Genomic DNA, 14,330 nt, shown 5'->3' with positions numbered 1-14,330 from the left:
GCGAAGATGAACTTTCTCAGCAAATGCACGGCAGCCGTGATGTTGATGGCGGCGGCAGCGGGCGCGGCCATGGCAGCGCCGGGAGCAAAGAACGAACTGCCCTCGGCCGATATCAGGCTCAAAGAGGTGAGCTGGACGGAGCTGGCCGGGGCCTATCCCATCCCCGCCGTCTCGCCGGATATTTCCCCGGCGCTGACGCCTGAGCGGCTCGCTAGCTGGTGGGACGCGTTCGGCGATCCGCAGATGACCGCCCTCGTCAAACGGTCGCTCGAAAACAACCGCACCCTCGCGACGGCCCGCGCCAGGGTGACGGAGGCGCGCGCCTCGCTCGGCGTCAGCAGGGCGGCGCTGCTTCCGTGGCTCGGCTCGACAGACTTCTGGAACAACGGAAGAACGCCGGTCGAGGCGGGGGGCAGCGGGAACGGCGGCAGCCTATACAAGCTCGGGTTGGACGCCTCGTGGGAGATAGACGTCTTCGGAGGACAGCGCGCGAAGGTGGAAGCCCAGCGCGCGACGCTCGAGGCGCAGTACGCCGCGCTCTACTCCGCCTGGACGAGCCTCGCCTCCGAGGTGGCGATGAACTATATCTCGCTGCGCACCCTGCAGGAACGCCTCGCGATCGCCAGGTACAACCTCAGCCTGCAGCAGAATACCGTGGACATCCAGCAGTCAAAGGTAGACTCCGGCCTCTCCGACTCGCTCGCGCTGAAGCAGGCGCAGTACACGATGGAACAGACAAAGGCCGGCATACCGAGCATCGAATCCTCAATAGAGCAGACGATGAACGCGCTCGCGATCCTCGTGGGCGAGGTGCCCGGCACCCTTGCGGAAAAGCTGGCCGCCAAACAGCCGATACCGAAGATCTCCGATACGCGATTCCTCGGCATCCCCGCGAACGCCATCCGCCAGCGCCCCGACATCCGCCAGGCCGAACGGCTGCTCGTCGCCCAGCTCGCGCGTAAGAAATCCGCGCAGGCGGACCTCTGGCCCAAATTCTACCTTACCGGTTCGATCGGCACCGAGGCCGGCAACTGGGGCTCGCTCTTTGGAGGCCCGGCGAAGCTCTACAGCTTCATGCCGCAGATAAGCTGGCCGATCTTCCACGCGGGAGCTATACGCAGCAACATCAAAGCGCAGGGCGCGATCGCCGAGCAGCTGCTCGCGTCATACGAACAGACTGTGCTCTCCGCCGTCGGCGAGGTGCGCGACTCGCTGTCCTCCAACGTGAAGGAATACGAACGCAGCGAATCGCTCAAGCGCGGCGTCGAGGCGGCCCAGGCGGCGCTTGACGTGGCCAACGACAAATACGCGAACGGCCTCGTCGACTTCACGAACGTCATCAACGCCCAGCGCTCGCTGACGTCGCTCTCGGAAGAGTACGTCATCAGCCAGGGGCAGATATCGGCCAACGCCGTGGCGCTCTTCAAAGCCCTCGGCGGCGGCTGGCAGCCGATGGAAGAGGCCGAACGGGCCCTTGCCGAAGCGGCGAAAAAAGCTAAAAAGTAACGTCCGCGTAAACACGGCGGCACACGTAGGGCCCTCCCGCGCGGGAGGGCCCTTTGTTTAGCCGGCAGCGGCCCGGCAATGGCCGCTTTCGTGGAGTTGGTGCAAAACCACAGAGCCTCCACTCCCGCAATTCAATCTTATATGGCCGAGCTTGCCTTGCGCTCTCTGCGGACATATAATAAAAAATATTGGGATATAATATAAAGTAAGCACTATTTTGTATTGTAGTTACCTTAATGATACTAACGGAGGAAACGATATGCCGAAAAAAGAGCTGCCGCCCTGCCCAGTGGAGACCACGCTGACGCTGATCGGCGATAAATGGAAGGTGCTCATCCTGCGCGACCTCATGCCGGGGACGAAACGTTTCGGAGAGCTGAAAAAATCGATCGGCACCGTCACGCAGAAGGTGCTCACGCAGCAGCTCCGCGCAATGGAAGAGAGCGGCCTGCTGACCCGCAAAGTCTACGCCGAAGTCCCGCCGCGCGTCGAATACACCCTGACCGGGACCGGCCGCAGCCTGAAACCGATACTCGACGCGATGGTAAGCTGGGGAGAGAGCTATAAGGAGACGCTTGAACGCCAGTCTTAAAAACAGCGTGCATAGCAGATCGTTAAACGGCCAAGGGGCCGTGGAAAGGAGTACCTATGAGGGACGGATTTATAAAGGTCGCCGCTGTTTCGCCGGAGATGCGCGTCGCGGACTGCGATTATAACGCGGAAATGATCGTCGACGCGGCCGCGCGCGCTGCGCGCGATGGGGTGCGCCTGCTCGTTTTGCCGGAGCTCTGCCTCACGGGCTACACCTGCGGCGACCTCTTTTTTCAGCCGACGCTGACGGAGGCCGCAGAACGGTCGCTTTCAAAGGTAATGCGCGCCGCGTCGGATCTCTCCGTCGTGATCATCGCCGGCCTTCCCGTAGCGCACGGAGGAAAGTTGTATAACTGCGCCGCCGTCATCTACAGGGGCGCGCTGCTCGGCCTCGTCCCGAAAAAGAACCTCCCCAACTACGGCGAATTTTATGAAAAGAGATGGTTTTCCCCCGCTCCAGAGGAAAACGCGACGGCGTGGCTTTGCGGGGAGGAGGTCCCATTCGGCAGCAAGCTGCTCTTCCGGTGCGCCGGTATGCGGGATTTCAGCTTCGCCGCCGAAATATGCGAGGATCTCTGGGTGCCGGAACCTCCGTCCGTCCGCCACGCGCTCGCGGGGGCGCGAATCATCGCCAACCTTTCCGCGAGCGACGAAACGGTCGGCAAAGCGGAATACCGCCGCGCCCTCGTCCTGGGACAATCGGCGCGCCTTGTCTGCGCCTACGTCTACGCCGACGCCGACCGGGGAGAATCGACGACCGACATGGTATTCGGCGGACACGACATTGTCGCGGAGAACGGGCGTCTGCTGTCCGAATGCGAGCCCTTCACTGCGGGACACAGTTCCGCGGTCACTGACGCGCAGCTGCTCGCACAGGAACGCAAACGGCTGACGACCTATCCCGAAGAAGGGACGGCGGGATACCAGACCATAACGTTTGAAATGGAGGCATCGGATACGGACCTCGCGGAGCGCCTCATCCCAAGGCGGCCCTTCGTCCCCGACGACGGCGCGGAGCGCGGCAGGCGCGCCGCGGCGATCCTCACGATGCAGGCTCACGGCCTCAAAAAACGGCTTGAACACGCGCGCGCGAAAAAGGCCGTCATCGGCGTTTCGGGCGGCCTCGACTCCTGCCTGGCGCTGCTCGTCGCCGTCAGGGCGTCGGACCTGATGAAGCGCCCGCGCACCGGCGTCCTCGCCGTGACGATGCCCTGCTTCGGCACCACGGCAAGGACGAAGGGCAACGCGGAACTGCTCTGCGAGGCGCTCGGCGTCGATTTCAGATGCGTCGACATAACGGAAGCGGTGAAACTCCACTTCCGCGACATCGGCCATAAAGAGGACGAATATGACGTGACCTTTGAAAACGCGCAGGCGCGCGAACGCACGCAGGTGCTGATGGACATCGCCAATAAAGAGGGGGGCCTCGTCGTCGGCACCGGCGACCTCTCGGAACTCGCGCTCGGCTGGGCGACCTACAACGGAGATCAGATGTCGATGTACGGCGTCAACGCCTCCGTGCCGAAGACGCTCGTGCGCCACATCGTGCGCTACGCCGCCGACAGCGCGGAAAACGAACCGCTGCGCCGCGCGCTGCTGGACATCCTCGACACTCCGGTGAGCCCGGAGCTGCTGCCGGCGAAGGACGGCGAGATCTCGCAGATAACGGAAGACCTCGTCGGCCCCTACGAGCTGCACGACTTCTTCCTCTACCACGCCGTGCGCTGCGGTTTTTCGCCGCGCAAGGTGCGCCGGCTGGCAAATGCCGCCTTCGCCGGAATCTATGACGGCGGAACGATAGACAAATGGCTGAAAAATTTCTACCGCCGCTTCTTCGCCCAGCAATTCAAACGTTCCTGTATGCCCGACGGCCCCAAGGTCGGCTCCGTCACCCTCTCCCCGCGCGGCGACTGGCGCATGCCCTCGGACGCCGCCGCGGCGCTGTGGCTCGCGGAGCTGGAATAACCTGGCAGAAGACTGAGGGACGCTTCTTTTGCCGGCTGAACTGAAGAGCCAGGGCTGTACACAGGAACAACAGTCCCTGGAAGTAAATAGCAAGACGTAAGAACGTGTGTGCCGTTGCAAGGCAATGTTCCCCGCCAATGGCGGGGAACTCTTTCAAATTATCCAAATTGCCGCGGCATGCGGATGCGTTTACCGCAGGACCGCAGACCCCGTTTTATTTAGCAACTCGCACGTCTAAACGCCGATTTACGCTTCGCCGCAGATCCCAAAGAACCCAACTTCCTCCTGCGACATTTCGTAGGGCGCGCGCCGCCCCTCCGCGTTCTTTCTTACAGGGATGCCGCGTCCGGCCAGGTATTCTTTCAGCGCGGGGATCGGTATTTCGTTGAAGTGGAAAAGCGAGGCCGCCAGTACCGCGTCGGCGCGGCCGCGCGTCAGGGCGTCGTAAAAATGCGAATATCCGCCGGCGCCGCCGGAGGCGATGACGGGGATGTTCACCGATCCGCTGATAAGCTCCGTCAGCTCGAGGTCATAGCCCGCCTTTGTGCCGTCGCGGTCCATGCTCGTCAGCAGTATCTCGCCCGCGCCGAGCCCGCTCGGCCTCAACAGCCCAGCAGAAGGCGTCCATGTGCTCGGGGCGTCTTCCTCCCGCCGTATAGACCTCCCAGTAGCCGTCGCCTTTGCGTTTCGCGTCTATCGCGACAACCACGCACTGGCTGCCAAAAACTTTGGCCGCCTCGCTGATGAGGGCGGGATTTTTTACCGCCGCTGAATTCAGCGAGACTTTATCGGCCCCGGCGCGCAGTATTTCGCGGATGTCGCCGACGCTCCGAATCCCGCCGCCGACGGTGATCGGCACGAAGACTTCGGCGGTGACGCGGCGCACAAGGTCGACTACGGTCTTACGGTCGTCGCTGGTGGCGGTGATGTCAAGGAAGACGATCTCGTCGGCCCCAGCCTTTTCATAGGCCTTCGCGCATTCCACGGGGTCGCCCGCGTCGCGCAGTCCGACAAAGTTCACTCCCTTGACGACTCTTCCCTCTTTTATATCAAGGCATGGTATTATTCTCTTCGCAAACATTTTCGTTTATTCTCCCTTCGCTATTTCTATAAAATTTTTCAATATCACAAGCCCGGCCGCCCCGCTCTTTTCAGGATGGAACTGGCAGCCAAAGATGTTCCCCCGCTCGACTGCGGCGTCGAATATGAGGCCGTATTCCGAAATGGCGCTCACGTCGGCGCGCTCGGCGGCTTTTACATAGAATGAGTGTACGAAGTACATGTATGAACCTTTGGGCAGCCCGTCAAGCAGACGGTTTTCTTTGAGTGGCATGACGGAGTTCCAGCCCATGTGGGGTATCTTGAGCCCCATCTCCGCGGGAAAGCGGGGCACGCGCCCCGGCAGGATGCCGAGCCCCTTCGCCCCGGGGCTCTCCTCGCCCGCCTCAAAGAGCAGCTGCATACCGAGGCAGATCCCCAGCAGGGGCCGGCCTCCGTTCGCCGCCTCTATGACCGCCTCTTTTATCCCGCGGCGTTCAAGCTCCGCCATCGCGGTGCCGAATTCGCCGACGCCGGGCAGTATCACCGCGTCGGCGAGCAATATCTCTTTCGCCGTGGAGGCGCGCATGTTCGCAGCACCGAGGTGGTCGAGGGCGTTTTTAACGCTTTTCAGGTTTCCGGCTCCGTAGTCTATCACCGCGATCATTATTTCTTCGCCCCCTTGTGGCGCGAGGCGAGCTCGCGAAGCACTTCGTCAAAGGGCACGCCGGCCGCGATACATGCCGTAAGCAGGTGGTAGAGCAGATCGGCCGCCTCGTAGCGAAAACCATCGCGGTCGCCGGTCGCGCAGGCAAGCGCCGTTTCAACGCCCTCCTCGCCGACCTTCTGGGCTACGCGCGAAAGCCCGGACCGCAGGAGCCGCGCCGTGTAGCTCTCTTTCGGATCGTCGTCCTTCCTGACGTTCAGGTATCGCCAGAGACGGCCGAGGAAGGTGGCCTCCGTCGAATCCGCCTCTCCGCAGAGGCTGCGGTAAAAACAACTGCGCTCGCCCGTGTGGCAGGCCGGGCCCAGCGGCTCGACGATCGCCAGCAGCGTATCCCCGTCGCAGTCGACACGCAGCTCGCGCAGGCACATCCGGCTGCCGCTCGTTTCGCCCTTGTGCCAAAGTTCGCCGCGAGAGCGGCTCCAGAAGACCATCTCTTCGCACCGCGCCGTCTCCGCGAGCGCCTCGGCGTTCGCCCAGGCGGTCATAAGCACTTCGGCGGTGACGGCGTCCTGAACGACTACGGGAACAAGTCCCTTTTCGTCAAATTTTATCAATGAAAGGTCTATATTCATCATTTATCTTTTCCTCTTTTTCATCTATTCAGAGCAGGCATCCAGGGCCTCTGCGAGCGTTATGCCGCCTTCGTACAAGCTTTTTCCGACCACGGCCGCGTCAACGCCGGCCGCGGCGAGCGCGCGGATGTCGTGCAGGTCCGTCACGCCGCCGGCGGCGGCGATAAAACGGCCCCGGGCCGCGAGCGATCCGTATACGGAGGCGTCCGTTCCGGACATCATTCCGTCACGCTCCGTCTGGGTCACGAGAAACGACGAGAAGCCCATCGCGAAAAGCTTGTCCACCGCCTCGGCGGCGCTGAATTCCGTGGCGGCAAGCCATCCCGAGTGCACTACTTTGCCGTTTTTTATATCTACCGCCGCCATTATCTTGTCTCCGAAGCGGGCGCTGAGTTCCGAGGCGCGCCCCAAATCCTTGAATATGAGGCTTCCCGCCATCACGCGCCCGGCGCCGGCGGATACCGCCCGCGCCACCGCTTCGGCGCTGCGCAGGCCGCCGCCGTACTGGACGAAGAGTCCGAGGGAGGCTATCGCGGAGAGCTCTTTCAGATGTTTCGGCTCCCCCGTCCGCGCCCCTTCTAGGTCTACGACGTGGATGCGCGGGCAGCCGGCGTCACGGAAGCTTTTCGCCGCGTCGAGGGGCGAGAGCTCATAGACGCGGCGGCGCGAGTAGTCGCCCTGCGTGAGGCGGACAACTTTGCCTTCGTATAGATCCACCGCGGGAAATATCTTCACAGCCACAGCCCCTTCGTGCTGGGAGCGGTCTGCGCGGGAGCGAGCGCCTCTTTAAGCGCCAGCCCCACGCCTTTGAAGGCCGCCTCGGCCGCGTGGTGTGAGTTGTCTGTCTCAAGCAGGGCGATGTGGAGGGTCAGCCCCGCCTCGCGCGCAAAACCCGCGAAGAATTCGGGGACCAGCTCCATATCGAAATCGCCGCACTTCTGGGAGGGAAACTCCCCCTTCCACCAGAGGCCGCCCCTGCCGCTGAAATCAAGCGCCACGCGCGCGAGCGAGCCGTCCATCGGCAGCAGCGCGGAGCCGTAGCGGCGTATCGGCGCGGCGGCCGCTATCTTGCGCAGCGCCTGTCCCAGAGCGATGCCGGCATCCTCCGCGAGGTGGTGGCTGTCGACCTCGACATCACCGCGGGCTTTTATTACAAGGCCCAGGGCCGTGCGGTGACAGAGCAGGTCCAGCATGTGCGAAAGAAAGCCGCAGTTTATATCGATCGAGCGTTCGCGGCTCTCATCGCTCAGCGTCAGTTCTATCTGTGTCTCCTTGGTATTGCGTATTATCTCCGCTATCATCAGGCCGCCCTCACCGCCGAGTCTATCGCCTCCACCACGCCGAAGAGCGAGCCCCACCGCAGCTGTACGGATGAGATGCCGGCGACGAGGCGCAGCGAGACGGGCATCGTCTCCTTGATCACGCGCAGGCCGTTGGCCTTCAGCGTGCCGCCCGTCTGCACGACGTCGAAGATGCAGTCGGCAAGGCCCAGCGCCGGCGCGAGTTCCACCGAGCCGTTCAGCTTCAGCAGCTTTATCTGAACGCCCCATTCCGCGAAGGTCTTTTCGGCAAGGCGCGTGTATTTCGTCGCCACCTTAAGCCCCATGAGCCCGGAGACATGGCCGCCGAATTTTTCCGCCATCTCCTCCGGGCCGGCGACCGCCATCACGCAGCGGCCCCTGCCGGTATCGAGAAGTTCGGTGAGCTCGATGCCGGCCTCCTCTATCACGTCGCTGCCGGCGAGCGCCAGATCCGCCGCGCCGTAGTACACCATCGCGGGGACGTCGGAGGGCTTTGACAGCAGATAACGGAAACTGGTCTCCTCTATCACGAGGTTGCGCCCAGCGTCCTTTAATTTCGCGGTAGGCAGTCCCGCCCGCTCCAGAATATCCACGCAGCTGTCGAGCGAACGGCCCGTGGGAAGTGCGAATGTCAGCATGAGAGTACCTCCGATTCAAACTCGTTCAACGAGATCTCGCGGCCGCCGGGGAGCAGCGTCACCCGCCTGCCGCCTAAGTCTATCCACCACTTGTAGCCGCGCAGGGAGGCGGTCGAGAGGGACTCTTTCCTGTCTTTCGTCCAGCTCAGCTCAAAGGCGATGTTTTTCTTTGAAAGCGCGTCGGCGTAACGCAGCGCCTCCGCGTTGGCGCAGGAGCCGCCCCAGAGCATCATCAGCGGCGCGGGGGCGGGGGAGGCGCAGTGCGCGGCAAGCTCCTTAAGATTGAGGGCGAAGCCCGCGGCCTGTCCCTCTATCCCCTCTTTCGCGAGCAGCCCGTCGTAGCGCCCGCCGCCTCCGAGCAGAACGCCGTCGACAGACGAATAGGCGTTATATATGGGGCCGCTGTAGTATCCGAGGTCGCGCACGAAGCTCAGGTCGACACGCAGCCGCTCCGCATAGCCGAGCTTGCAGAGGCTGTCGCAGAGACGCTTGAGCGGCATCAGCACCGATGGATCTTCAAACAATCCCATCGCTTCGCCGATCACCGAAACGTCGCCCTTTAACGACGGCAGCCGCCGGAGCAGCAGCGTCTTATCTTCCGGAAGCGCGAGCCCGTCGAGCAGCATATTGTATTTCGTATAGGCCCGTTCCTGTAAAGCCTCTATCAGTTTCCCCGCGCGGCTCTCCGGCAGGCCGCCGAATATCCCCGCGAGGACGGAGACGTCGCCGAGCACCAGCGCCGACCGCTCGATGCTGAGCAGGTCGAGCGTGCGCAGCAGCAGCACCGCCGTCTCCGCGTCGGCCCCCGTATCCTCCCAGCCGATCAGCTCCACGCCGACCTGATTCTCCTCAAGGTTATCCTTTGGCGGCTGCGGCACGGAAAAGATACGGTCGGCATACGAAAGGCGCAGCGGCCTCTCGCTGCATGTGTGGTGGCTGCCCAGATAGGCGACCGCCGTAAGCGTCAGGTCGCCGCGCAGCACGCAGGGCTCGCCGAGCGGCGACATCAGGGGAATGAGGCGGCGCGCGCGCGCCGGAGCGATCTTGCTCCAGACGTCCTCCACAAGCTGGAACTCAGCGGGGCTGAACGGATGGTATCCGTAAAGGGAAAATAGATGCATCGCCGCGCCTCTGCAATATTCCATATTGGCCGCGATCGCTCCGCCAATGTTGCTGCACCCCTTCGGATTCCTGTTCATCGTCTTCATCCTTTCACTGTTCCAGCTATCATTTTACTTAGCTAAAGTGATAGCTTGATAATTTCGTAAGCGGGATATATAATAGCACTCGTTTGCCGCTTTTGCAAATGTGAAACACAATAAGTCCGGCAAAAACATATAATATTGAGTCATGCCCCCCGAAGGGAGGCTGACAAGAGACTGAAGGAGCCGGTAGAAATGGAGACAAATTTTAAAGCGGACGCCCTGATATTTGATATCGACGGAGTGCTGCTCGACGTGGCCCGGTCGTTTCCAGAGGTGATACGGCAGGCGGTCTTCGGCGGCTGGGAGAAATTCTGCGGCGGCATATCCGACACGCCCGGCTACAACGCGGGACATGAACGCGTATTGAAGCGTCACGGCGCTTTCAACGACGACTATGACATCGCCTGGACGCTACTTTCAATGGCCGCGGCGAGCGGCGAGAAACTTCTCTCAAAGGCGCTTCCCTCCCCCGAAAGGCTCTATTCGGAATTGGAGGACTGCCGCGCGCCGTCCCACGAATGGGCGGCGGCGCGATACGGCGCCCTCGTCCCGCGCCGCGATGTGCGGGAACTATGCGCCGAACTCTACGGCGGCAAAGGATACGGCCTGCATCTGCTCGAAAAGCCGATGATAAAGATGCACTGGAAGGAGCTGGGGCTGCCCGCAGCGATATATTCTGGGCGCAACGATCTCGAATGGGAGCTGGGCAAGGAGAGTCTCGGGTGGGAAGATTTTCCCGACGAGCTGATAATAAATTCCGACAGCGGCATCACCAAACCGTCGCCGGAGGGACTTGAGATACTTTGCCGCCGCCTCGGCGCCGCTTCGCCGGTATTCTTCGGAGACACGGCGAGCGACATGCAGGCGCAGGCGGCCTTCGGCAGGGGACGCTTCGCGGCGGTAGGTCACTTGCTGCCGGAGGCCGAGTTCCGCTATGACACTACGGAGGAGGCCGTGCGCGCGTCTGTCGCGGCGGGCCTCCTCACAGACGCCCGGTAAAGGAGAAAACAGATCATGCAGGAGACAGAAGAACTCTTCCGTTCCATGGCCCGTCCGGCGATATGGGGGATCGAGCCATACGACGCCTCGACCATAGAAGAGCCGAAGATCCGGCTTTCGGCCAACGAAAACAACGAGGGGCTCCCGCCCTCGGTCCTTGCGGCGATGCGGAGGGCGCTCGCCGGGGGCAACCGCTATCCCGACAGCAGGAATACGGCGCTGCGTGAAAAGCTCGCCGCCTGTTTTTCTCTGAGGCCGGAGCAGATAATGACCTCCAACGGCCTCGACGGCCTCTTCACGATGCTCGGCCGCGCCTTCCTCGCCCCCGGAGACGAGGTGATCTGCGGAGAATGCACCTTCGGCGTCTACGCCGATACCGCGCTCATCGCCGGCGCTTCGGTGAAAAAAATCCCGCTCGGCGAGGGATACGGACAGATACCGGCTGATTTCGCCGCCGCCGTAGGCCCCGCGACAAAGATGCTCTTCTTCTGCAACCCCAATAATCCAACCGGCACGCTGGCTGATGCCGCCTCCCTGCGCAAGATGCTGGAAGATATACCGCCGAGGGTCGCCGTGATCCTCGACGAGGCCTACTTTGACTTCACGGGAGAGGACGGCTCGGAGTCGTTCAAACTCCTTGAAGAGTTCCCCAATCTCATTATCTGCCGCACCTTTTCAAAGCTCTTCGCCCTCGCGGGGCTGCGTGTCGGCTGGGCGGCGGCCCATCCGGGACTGCTCGACTACCTCTACCGGGTGCGCGAGCCTTACTGCGTCACCTCTGTGGCCGAAGCCGGCGCCATCGCGGCGCTTGACGAAAAAGAACATCTCGGGAAGACATGCGCGGCGGTCGCCGCGGAACGCGGCAAACTCTGCGCCGCGCTGCGCCGCTGCGGGGTGGAATATATCCCCTCGCGGGCAAATTTCGTGCTGATATTTCCGCGGGAAAGATACGACGGCCTCGCCGCGGCATTCGCCCAAAAGGGTATCGCCGTGCGCGGCCTCTCGCTGCGCAAAGAACGCGTCATGCGCATCTCCGTAGGATTGCCGGAAGAAAACCGGCAGGTCGAAATGGCGCTCGGAGAGATATTCGGCTAGAATTATAAGACGAATATAAGACCGGAGGAGGAACGGCGATGGAAGATTTTATCTATTCCTACAAAAAAATGTTCGCGAATTATTTCGTCTTCGAGGGAAGGACGCCGCGCAGCGATTATTGGCAGGCGTTCGCGGTAAATATCGTCGTGGGGGCCGTCCTCGTGACGCTGAGCCGGCTGCTGCCGATGTTAGGCATCCTGAACTATATCTACGGCATCGCCGCCGTCGTGCCGGTGCTGACGATGACGGTACGGCGGCTGCACGACACGGACAAGAGCGGCTGGTGGGCGCTCGCGGCATTCTTTCCCGTACTGAATATCGTATTGGTCGCCTATTGCTGCCTGGCGGAGGCAAGCCGCGGCCGGAACAGGTTCGGATATTAAAAAACTGCGGCCTCGTTAAAGTGAAAAATAAAAAAATCCGGCCCATAAAAGGCCGGATTTTTCGTTTAGCTTTTTTATTTGTCTAAGATCTTATTTCGGGATCGTTCCCTCTACGCCCTCCACGAACCAGTTCATCGAGAGCATCTCGCCGTCGTTGAGCTTCTTGCCCTGCGGCACGACTACCTTGCCGTCCTGTCCCTTGATCGGGCCGGTGAAAACGTCCCATTTGCCGTCAATGATCTTTTTCTTCTCAGAGGCGACCAGCTTTTTCGTATCCTCTTTGACATCTTTGCCGAACTTCGAGAGGTCGACCATGCCGTCCTTCATGCTCCACCATACCTGCTGCGACTTCCAGGTGCCGTTGGCAATGGCCTTTGTCGAGTAGTCATAGTACTTGCCCCAGTTCCAGACGGGGGTAACGAGATGGCGGGTCGGCGCGTACTTGTCCATCGGGTAGTTGTAGCCGATGACCCACATGCCAAGCTCCTCCGCGGCCTGCGGCGCTCCGCCAGTGTCTGCGTGCATCGCTATCGTATCGCACTTTGCGTCGAAAAGGGCCTTCGTGGCCTCCTTTTCCTTCGCGGGATCATGCCACGTGTAGATCCAAACGACCTTGACCTTCGCGTTCGGGTTCACCTTGCGCACGCCGAGGGTGAAGGCGTTGATGCCGCGGATGACTTCGGGGATCGGATAGGCGGCGACATAACCGATGAGGTTCGACTTTGTCGCTTTGCCGGCGACGAGGCCGGAGAGGTAGCGCGGCTGATACATGCGTCCGAAGTAGGTGCTGGCGTTCGGGGCGACTTTGTATCCAGAGCAGTGGTTGAAGTAGACGTCGGGATACTTTTTCGCAACGTTGATCACGTGGTCCATATAGCCGAAGGAGTTAGCGTAAACGACCTTCGCGCCGTTGCGGATGGCCGTCTCCATGACGCGCTCGGCGTCCGGCCCCTCGGGAACCGATTCCACTATCGATCCCTTGACTCCCGGATTGGCCTTCTCCATAGCCTGACGTCCGAGGTCGTGCATGTAGTTGTAGCCGCCGTCCGCGACGGGCCCCACATAGATAAATACCGGTTTCTGATCCTCGGGCTTGATCGGAGCCAAGGCGAAAGCCGAGGCGGCGAAGGCCGTCACAAGCAGCAGCGCAAGCAAAATGCCCTTTTTCATTGCAAAGTTTCCTCCCATGATATTTTTTCAGTTAGGACCAATGGCTAACATTTGCTTAGAATAGCACAGTGGAATCAAATTTTCCATATTTTTCAACCGCCGCGGCAAAATAAATAACCCGGCTCAAAGCGCCGCTACTTTTGCGAAATGTAGACTCCCACCAAAATCAGCAAACCGCCGGCGACGGCGAAAGGGGTGATGCGTTCGCGGAGGATGACGGCGGCGTTTATAATTACCAACGGCGGCGTGAGGTATATAAGGTTGTTGGCTTTGACCGCGCCCAGGGCCCATATGACTTTGTTCCAGGCAAGGTAACAGAACGCCGAGGCTAACGCCCCCAGGAAGAGCAGGTTCAGCAATACGTCTACGCGAAAAAGATCCTGCGGATGCCAGTTGATCAGCGGCGTAAGAGTAAGAGGCAGCAGCGTCAGGAGCGCGTAGAAAAAACTCTTGCGCGTGATCACCGTCATCGCATAACCACGGCTCATATTACGCACGGTGACAGAATAGAAGGCGAATGAGAGCGCCGCCGCGAGCGCGAAAAAGTCGCCTACCGGGCTCAATTTCAGGATAAAGTGCCCGTTGAAGATGATGAGAGACACTCCTCCGAGGCAAAAGAGGCCTCCGATCGCGAACCTCTTCGTCAACCGCTCCGATTTCACAAAGAAGTGGGCGACTATCCCCGTTAGAAGCGGAGCCGTGGATACCAGCAGCGAGACATTCGAGGCCGTTCCATATTCGAGGGCAAAATTTTCGCCAAGAAAGTAGAGGGTCGTCCCCAAAAATCCCATCAGGGCAAAGCGGCACTCTTCCCGCAGGCTGACAGGCCGGATAAAACGCGGGTCCATCATAACAAAAATGAAATAGGCCAGAATGACACGGTACAGCAGTATCTCCGCCGGTGAAAGATAATTCAGGAGGAATTTCGTCGAGACGAAGGTAATACTCCATATCATCGTAACGACCGCTGCCAGCCCATAACTCATCATCTTTCCGTCTTTAGTCCATGCCCGCATGTTATCTACCTCTTCCACATATCTAATCCCAAATATTGTATACCCTTTCTCCGTCATTCAACTATATACTTACTCCGACTTATTGTCTTGAAAGATATTTGCTGTTACTATTTACCTGACGAAC

At 60.7% G+C, this 14,330-nt stretch carries 16 protein-coding genes; 6 read left to right on the top strand and 10 right to left on the bottom strand.

The features are described 5' to 3' along the window. Positions 1–6: 6 nt before the first annotated feature. The 3 genes from CLOEV_RS01315 to CLOEV_RS01305 all read left to right on the top strand — a co-directional run bounded on the left by CLOEV_RS01315 (position 7) and on the right by CLOEV_RS01305 (position 4,062). Positions 7–1,506, top strand: coding sequence for an efflux transporter outer membrane subunit (locus CLOEV_RS01315; RefSeq protein WP_034441433.1), 1,500 nt, complete (start codon positions 7–9; stop codon positions 1,504–1,506). Positions 1,507–1,765: 259 nt separating this feature from the next. Next, entirely contained in the window at positions 1,766–2,098 is a 333-nt protein-coding gene (locus CLOEV_RS01310; protein ID WP_008708909.1) for a winged helix-turn-helix transcriptional regulator, read from the top strand. A gap of 56 nt (positions 2,099–2,154) precedes the next feature. Next, positions 2,155–4,062 (top strand): NAD(+) synthase, encoded by a 1,908-nt coding sequence (locus CLOEV_RS01305; protein WP_034441431.1) that lies wholly within the window; start codon positions 2,155–2,157, stop codon positions 4,060–4,062. 246 nt (positions 4,063–4,308) lie between these two features. Here CLOEV_RS01305 and CLOEV_RS17485 read toward each other — a convergent pair whose 3' ends face one another. From CLOEV_RS17485 to CLOEV_RS01270, 8 genes are read right to left on the bottom strand one after another with little or no spacing between them, the layout of a single operon-like run. After that, positions 4,309–4,623, bottom strand: a complete 315-nt coding sequence (locus CLOEV_RS17485) for a HisA/HisF-related TIM barrel protein (protein WP_425393593.1) — start codon at positions 4,621–4,623, stop codon at positions 4,309–4,311. Beyond that, positions 4,592–5,143: an imidazole glycerol phosphate synthase subunit HisF gene (gene hisF, locus CLOEV_RS01300; RefSeq protein ID WP_281172921.1), complete on the bottom strand. Its 552-nt coding sequence runs from the start codon at positions 5,141–5,143 to the stop codon at positions 4,592–4,594. Before hisF ends, CLOEV_RS17485 begins: the two co-directional genes overlap by 32 nt. A 6-nt stretch (positions 5,144–5,149) precedes the next feature. Continuing rightward, positions 5,150–5,767, bottom strand: a complete 618-nt coding sequence (gene hisH, locus CLOEV_RS01295) for an imidazole glycerol phosphate synthase subunit HisH (RefSeq protein WP_034441430.1) — start codon at positions 5,765–5,767, stop codon at positions 5,150–5,152. Then, a complete protein-coding gene (gene hisIE / locus CLOEV_RS01290) occupies positions 5,767–6,402 on the bottom strand; it encodes a bifunctional phosphoribosyl-AMP cyclohydrolase/phosphoribosyl-ATP diphosphatase HisIE (RefSeq protein ID WP_008709430.1) in 636 nt (211 codons plus the stop codon). Before hisIE ends, hisH begins: the two co-directional genes overlap by 1 nt. 21 nt (positions 6,403–6,423) lie before the next feature. Then, positions 6,424–7,134: a 1-(5-phosphoribosyl)-5-[(5-phosphoribosylamino)methylideneamino]imidazole-4-carboxamide isomerase gene (locus CLOEV_RS01285; RefSeq protein WP_008709428.1), complete on the bottom strand. Its 711-nt coding sequence runs from the start codon at positions 7,132–7,134 to the stop codon at positions 6,424–6,426. Continuing rightward, positions 7,131–7,700: an imidazoleglycerol-phosphate dehydratase gene (locus CLOEV_RS01280; protein ID WP_008709426.1), complete on the bottom strand. Its 570-nt coding sequence runs from the start codon at positions 7,698–7,700 to the stop codon at positions 7,131–7,133. Before CLOEV_RS01280 ends, CLOEV_RS01285 begins: the two co-directional genes overlap by 4 nt. Continuing rightward, positions 7,700–8,338 (bottom strand): ATP phosphoribosyltransferase, encoded by a 639-nt coding sequence (hisG, locus tag CLOEV_RS01275; RefSeq protein ID WP_008709424.1) that lies wholly within the window; start codon positions 8,336–8,338, stop codon positions 7,700–7,702. The genes CLOEV_RS01280 and hisG overlap by 1 nt, the downstream gene beginning before the upstream one ends. Then, on the bottom strand, positions 8,332–9,537 hold the full coding sequence (locus tag CLOEV_RS01270) for an ATP phosphoribosyltransferase regulatory subunit (protein ID WP_008709422.1): 1,206 nt from the start codon (positions 9,535–9,537) through the stop codon (positions 8,332–8,334). The genes hisG and CLOEV_RS01270 overlap by 7 nt, the downstream gene beginning before the upstream one ends. A gap of 198 nt (positions 9,538–9,735) precedes the next feature. Between CLOEV_RS01270 and CLOEV_RS01265 the strand changes: the two genes are divergently transcribed. From CLOEV_RS01265 to CLOEV_RS01255, 3 genes are read left to right on the top strand one after another with little or no spacing between them, the layout of a single operon-like run. Next, complete coding sequence (locus CLOEV_RS01265; RefSeq protein ID WP_051484797.1) at positions 9,736–10,542, top strand: HAD family hydrolase; 807 nt, start codon at positions 9,736–9,738, stop codon at positions 10,540–10,542. A gap of 15 nt (positions 10,543–10,557) precedes the next feature. Further along, positions 10,558–11,637, top strand: coding sequence for a histidinol-phosphate transaminase (gene hisC / locus CLOEV_RS01260; protein ID WP_008709417.1), 1,080 nt, complete (start codon positions 10,558–10,560; stop codon positions 11,635–11,637). Positions 11,638–11,675: 38 nt separating this feature from the next. After that, complete coding sequence (locus CLOEV_RS01255; protein ID WP_008709415.1) at positions 11,676–12,020, top strand: DUF805 domain-containing protein; 345 nt, start codon at positions 11,676–11,678, stop codon at positions 12,018–12,020. Positions 12,021–12,110: 90 nt separating this feature from the next. Here the strand turns inward: CLOEV_RS01255 and CLOEV_RS01250 are convergent, their stop codons facing one another. Further along, entirely contained in the window at positions 12,111–13,190 is a 1,080-nt protein-coding gene (locus tag CLOEV_RS01250; protein WP_008709413.1) for a BMP family ABC transporter substrate-binding protein, read from the bottom strand. Between the two features lie 134 nt (positions 13,191–13,324). Next, positions 13,325–14,206: a DMT family transporter gene (locus tag CLOEV_RS01245; RefSeq protein ID WP_008709412.1), complete on the bottom strand. Its 882-nt coding sequence runs from the start codon at positions 14,204–14,206 to the stop codon at positions 13,325–13,327. Positions 14,207–14,330: the final 124 nt, after the last annotated feature.

This window comes from Cloacibacillus evryensis DSM 19522, assembly GCF_000585335.1.
Lineage (GTDB): Bacteria > Synergistota > Synergistia > Synergistales > Synergistaceae > Cloacibacillus > Cloacibacillus evryensis.
Note: the sequence above shows the minus strand (reverse complement) of the source record. Positions and strands in the feature narration are given on the sequence as shown.

What these genes read in the sequence shown, in the direction of transcription:
- CLOEV_RS01315 (WP_034441433.1), top strand. Translation starts at nt 7, where the DNA reads ATGAACTTTCTCAGCAAATGCACGGCAGCCGTGATGTTGATGGCGGCG.
- CLOEV_RS01310 (WP_008708909.1), top strand. Translation starts at nt 1,766, where the DNA reads ATGCCGAAAAAAGAGCTGCCGCCCTGCCCAGTGGAGACCACGCTGACG.
- CLOEV_RS01305 (WP_034441431.1), top strand. Translation starts at nt 2,155, where the DNA reads ATGAGGGACGGATTTATAAAGGTCGCCGCTGTTTCGCCGGAGATGCGC.
- CLOEV_RS17485 (WP_425393593.1), bottom strand. Translation starts at nt 4,623, where the DNA reads ATGGACCGCGACGGCACAAAGGCGGGCTATGACCTCGAGCTGACGGAG.
- hisF (WP_281172921.1), bottom strand. Translation starts at nt 5,143, where the DNA reads ATGTTTGCGAAGAGAATAATACCATGCCTTGATATAAAAGAGGGAAGA.
- hisH (WP_034441430.1), bottom strand. Translation starts at nt 5,767, where the DNA reads ATGATCGCGGTGATAGACTACGGAGCCGGAAACCTGAAAAGCGTTAAA.
- hisIE (WP_008709430.1), bottom strand. Translation starts at nt 6,402, where the DNA reads ATGATGAATATAGACCTTTCATTGATAAAATTTGACGAAAAGGGACTT.
- CLOEV_RS01280 (WP_008709426.1), bottom strand. Translation starts at nt 7,700, where the DNA reads ATGATAGCGGAGATAATACGCAATACCAAGGAGACACAGATAGAACTG.
- hisG (WP_008709424.1), bottom strand. Translation starts at nt 8,338, where the DNA reads ATGCTGACATTCGCACTTCCCACGGGCCGTTCGCTCGACAGCTGCGTG.
- CLOEV_RS01270 (WP_008709422.1), bottom strand. Translation starts at nt 9,537, where the DNA reads ATGAACAGGAATCCGAAGGGGTGCAGCAACATTGGCGGAGCGATCGCG.
- CLOEV_RS01265 (WP_051484797.1), top strand. Translation starts at nt 9,736, where the DNA reads ATGGAGACAAATTTTAAAGCGGACGCCCTGATATTTGATATCGACGGA.
- hisC (WP_008709417.1), top strand. Translation starts at nt 10,558, where the DNA reads ATGCAGGAGACAGAAGAACTCTTCCGTTCCATGGCCCGTCCGGCGATA.
- CLOEV_RS01255 (WP_008709415.1), top strand. Translation starts at nt 11,676, where the DNA reads ATGGAAGATTTTATCTATTCCTACAAAAAAATGTTCGCGAATTATTTC.
- CLOEV_RS01250 (WP_008709413.1), bottom strand. Translation starts at nt 13,190, where the DNA reads ATGAAAAAGGGCATTTTGCTTGCGCTGCTGCTTGTGACGGCCTTCGCC.
- CLOEV_RS01245 (WP_008709412.1), bottom strand. Translation starts at nt 14,206, where the DNA reads ATGCGGGCATGGACTAAAGACGGAAAGATGATGAGTTATGGGCTGGCA.